Here is a 4,728-nt window from a genome sequence, read left to right as displayed (position 1 = left end):
AGCAATGAATTTTTATCCATTGGAATTGGTGCCCGAGGGTTGGGGATGTCAGGAGCACAAGTAGCCCTGGCTTCAGATGTTACCGCTGCTTATTGGAATCCTGCTGGCTTGATGCAAATGAAACAACCAACGGAAATTTCCCTGATGCATTCTGAATATTTTGCCGGGATTGCACAGTTTGATTATGCTGCCTTGGCAACTAGAGTGGATGAAAACAGTAGGATTGCTTTTTCAGTAATTCGTTTTGCTGTTGATGATATCCCAGATACCCGTTTTCTATACGATGCAAATGGACGACTGGATTATGATAATATCTTGTTTTTTTCTGCAGCGGATTATGCTTTTCTATTTTCTTATGCCAAAAATGTAGCAGCAATTCAGGGCTTGAGTTTAGGAACAAATTTTAAGATAATTTACCGGAATGTGGGAGCTTTTGCCAATGCCTGGGGCTTTGGGCTGGATGCAGCCGCCCGCTATCAATCAGGAGGATTTCAGTTAGGGATATTGTTAAAGGATGTAACAGGGACTTTTAATGCCTGGACACATAGTTCCGAGTTAGTGGAAGATATTTATGTGCAAACCGGTAACCTGATCCCTGAAAGCTCTATAGAGTTGACGCTTCCTAAAGCTATTTTGGGTGTAGGTTATCAATTCCGATTTTTTGGAAAAAGGGTAGGGGTATTGCCTGCAATGGATTTTGAAATAACCTTTGATGGTCGTAGAAATGTACCTCTAAATTCCAAATTGGTTTCCATGGACCCAAGGTTCGGTCTTGAAATAGATTATTTGCAAAAGGTTTTTCTCCGTGGAGGTTTAGGGAATATCCAGAAGGTGAAAGATTTTGATGGAAGTTTTTATTCGAGTAGCCAAATAAATTTTGGTCTTGGTATTTCCATACAAAAAATTAGCATCGATTATGCACTAACAGATCTGGGGAACCAATCGGAAGCCCTCTATTCTCATGTTTTTTCTCTTAAGTTTAGCTTGAATAAGTAGTGCGTTGATTGAGCTAAAAAACCTGGACTGCCTGTCTATAAAAAACTGAAAACTATATTTTTTATGATCTTCAGAAACTCTTTGATATTTTCTTGGCTTTTTCTAGTAATTTCATTTTTCTCAAGCGCTCAGCAAAGGCCAAGATTTGGGAATGAGTGGATAAATTATAACCAGAACTATTACAAAATTCCTGTTATAGAAGATGGAATGTATCGGGTTACTTATGAGGAGTTGGAGAATGTTGGTTTTCCCGTAGATAGAGATCCGAGGAATATTCAGCTTTTTCACCGTGGTACGGAACAAGCCATTTATATAAGTTCTCCAACCAATGCTACCCGTTTACAATCGGGTGATTTTATAGAATTCTATGGACAAAGGAACGATGGCTGGCAAGATGCCGAGCTGTATGTAGATTTTAATGGAGAAGCTTCTGAAGCACAACCTAATCCCTACTATAATCTTTTTTCTGATACTACGGCTTACTTTTTGACTAGCTCCATTGACAACACCAGGGGAAAAAGGATGGGAGAAGTTAACCATTTTGACAATCAAATAGAGCCAGAGCCTTATCATTATGAGGAAATTATAGAAGTATACTCGGACCATTACAACAGAGGTTACTATGAGCAAAAATCAGAAAATTCATTCGCTTATGATTATCATTCCAAATTTAATTTTCAGGAAGGTTGGACGGGGAGTGATATTGTTCGGAAGAATGATGTAAGGGATTATGTGCTCGAGGGAATTCAGAATGTTTATGTCGGGGCCGAAGCAGAATTAGAAATTGGAATAGCGGGGAGAAATAACAATAATCATGTTTTTAAGATCAATATAAAATCGGGTTCTTCTTCTTTTCAGCCTTTTACGGATGGGGAAGTTACTTTTCTTCCAAATGAAAGGATCAAGTTAGAAAAGGAGATTCCGGCTAGTTTACTCACAGGGAATGATTTAACCATACAACTAGAAGTTATTGGCGATGGTGAAAAGGAAGACAATTTGTCGGTTTCGTATATAAAGCTTCTGTTCCCTCAAGAAGTGAGTTTGGGGCAAAGCCAGGAGAAGTTTTTTCAACTAAAATCTAACTCTTCAGGACAATCTCGTTTGCAAGTTAACGAGGGTTCCTTCCCTATGAATTGGTATGATATCACGGATCCGAATAACCTTGGCAGGCTAATTTCTCAGCAGGGCAATAATGTAATGGATGTTACACTTTCCCAGACGCAAAATGGGAAGAAGATTATCGCAGTTGGTAATGATAATTTCAATTCTGTTCTCCATATAAATCAGGTAAGTTTTCAATCGATCTCTACTAATGCCAATTATTTATTAGTGACCCATCCCAAATTATTGGGGGAAGATAATGAAGGTGGAAATCCAATAATGGATTATGCAGATTATCGGGATATGTCAAATGGAGGGAAGTATAATTCTTTGGTTATCGATGTGTATCAATTATATAATCAATTTTCTTATGGTGAAACTACACCCTTAGCTATTCGGCGATTTGCTGACTATATGCTTGAAAATGGTAATCCTGAATTTCTTTTTTTGGTGGGAAAAGGATTGGGCTTTGCTGCCAATGGCAGTGGGGGTTATGGACAAAATACTTTTGCCAGAATAACAGCAGAAACCATACGAAATGATGACCCGACTGTATATTATAATTTAGTTCCTTCATTTGGAGTGCCTGGTTCAGATGTTGCATTTACAGCAGGTTTAAGGGGGAGTAATGGATATAGTCCTGCCATTCCAACAGGGAGATTGTCTGTCAATACTCCACAAGAAGTCAGGAATTATTTAGAAAAGGTGCAAGGCATGGAACAGCAAGCCTATAATGACTTGTGGAGGAAAAATATGGTATTTCTAAGTGGTGGAAATGGTCAAAGCGAACATGCTAAATTTAAAGGGTATGTTGATAGTTTCCGGAATATAGCTGAGAATGATTACTTTGGTGGAGATGGAGTGGTGATCTCTAAGAGTAATTCCAATGATCCTTCCGAGTTAATTAATATTTCCGATAAAGTGAATGAAGGGGTGTCGATGATCACCTTTTTTGGTCATTCTGCCCCCAATTTTACGGATATAGAAATAGGAAGAGTCTCTGATGAAGCGATGGGCTATGACAATAAAAATAAATATCCATTCATTTTGGTAAATGGCTGTGAAGCGGGAGATATTTTTGGAACAGCTGATACATTTGGAGAAAACTGGTTGCTAACCCCCAATAAAGGAGCTTTAAACTTTTTGGCACATGCTAGTATAGGTTGGGATACAAACTTGAAAAGTTTCAATACTATATTTTTTCAAAAAGCTTTGGAAGATTCAGCTTTTATTCATCAACCTTTGGGTAGAGTCTATCAAGAAGTGGTTCAAGAGTATTCCGATCGTTATAATATGAATGATTATGATAAACTGGCTCAAGCACAGCAAATGATTTTGCAGGGAGATCCAGCTATCAGGTTATTTGGTGCTGATTATCCTGATTTCTTTATCAAATCGGGAGGGGAAGATATCAAAATTTCCGATGCTGAAGGTGAAAAGCTTTCTTCTGAAAGTAAAAAAATTCTATTTAAAATTCCTGTGAAGAACTTTGGTATCACCACCAAGGATTCTCTTAGAGTTACTATAAAAAGGAGAATAAATAATAATCTACTCCAACAGCAAACAGAAAGATTTGCTTCTGTTCGTTACAGAGATACTTTGTATTTTGAGTTGGAGAATCAATTGTTAGATGTTGACAAAGGAACTTTATTGGATTTTTCGGGAACTAATGAGTTTGAAATAATTCTTGATGAGCAAGGGGAAATTACTGAGGGGGATAAGAATAATAATAAGGGAATCAAGGAGGTGAATATTTCTGCTTTAAAAGCTTTAGCACTTTACCCTTATGATAATGCTGTTATTAATGATTCAAAATTAAAACTTTGGGTTCAAAATGGGGATATTTTGGCTGGTGAAGATCAATTTGAGATCGAATTAGACACGCTTCCTTCTTTTCAGTCACCGGCCAAAATCACAAAAACTATTGAGGGTCGGGCATTAGTCTTTTGGGAAGTTGAGCTAGGTGAAAAGGACAGTACAACCTATTATTGGCGAACCAAACTAAATTCGGATTTAGGGGGAGAATGGTCTTTTAATTCTTTTACCTATATAAAGGAAAGCGATGGGAGTTGGGGACAATTCAATTCAAGCCAAATTGGTGAAAATATCACCGAAGGCCTTATTTATAATGAAGAAGAGAATAAATGGGTATTGATTGACGAAGAGATTCCTTTATTTTTAAAAACTTATGGTAGTAAATTCCCCGATATAGATAATAAACCTCAACAAAAAGTAGAGTTAAGAGTAAGAGATTTTGAATACTTCCAAGGGGGGGCTGAGAATTATTTTAGTGAAAATAATTCTTTGAATTTAATTGCCTTCAAAGGAGATACTAAAGCTCCTTATGCCCCAATTTCAGATGGTTCTGGTACTCCTGCAATGTCATGGAGTGGTAAATTGCCTCACATTATTACATTGACCTCATCTAATATTTTAAATGATTCAGATCCATTGTCCACTTATATGAATGAAGTTGGGGAAGGAGATTATGTTTTAATTTTTACGATTGGGGAGTTGGAGATTGCCGAGGAGGATGAAGAAATTTTAACAGAACGGCTAAATATCCTGGGTTATACTTCAGAAGATTTACTTCAATTAAAAGAAGCTAATCTAAGCATCTTTCTTATACAA

General features: G+C 37.1%; 2 protein-coding genes. Both read left to right on the top strand.

Features of this window, described 5'->3' with window-relative positions; genetic code table 11:
* The coding region (locus E1171_RS06765) for a putative type IX sorting system protein PorV2 (protein ID WP_155205250.1) at positions 1-996 on the top strand (996 nt) is incomplete at its 5' end.
* A 63-nt stretch (positions 997-1,059) separates the two neighbouring features.
* Positions 1,060-4,728 (top strand): putative type IX secretion system sortase PorU2 (gene porU2 / locus E1171_RS06760; protein WP_155205249.1); only part of this gene is annotated, 3,669 nt, incomplete at its 3' end.

The organism is Xanthovirga aplysinae (assembly GCF_009711365.1).
GTDB classification, from domain to species: Bacteria; Bacteroidota; Bacteroidia; order Cytophagales; family Cyclobacteriaceae; genus Xanthovirga; species Xanthovirga aplysinae.
Note: the sequence above shows the minus strand (reverse complement) of the source record. Positions and strands in the feature narration are given on the sequence as shown.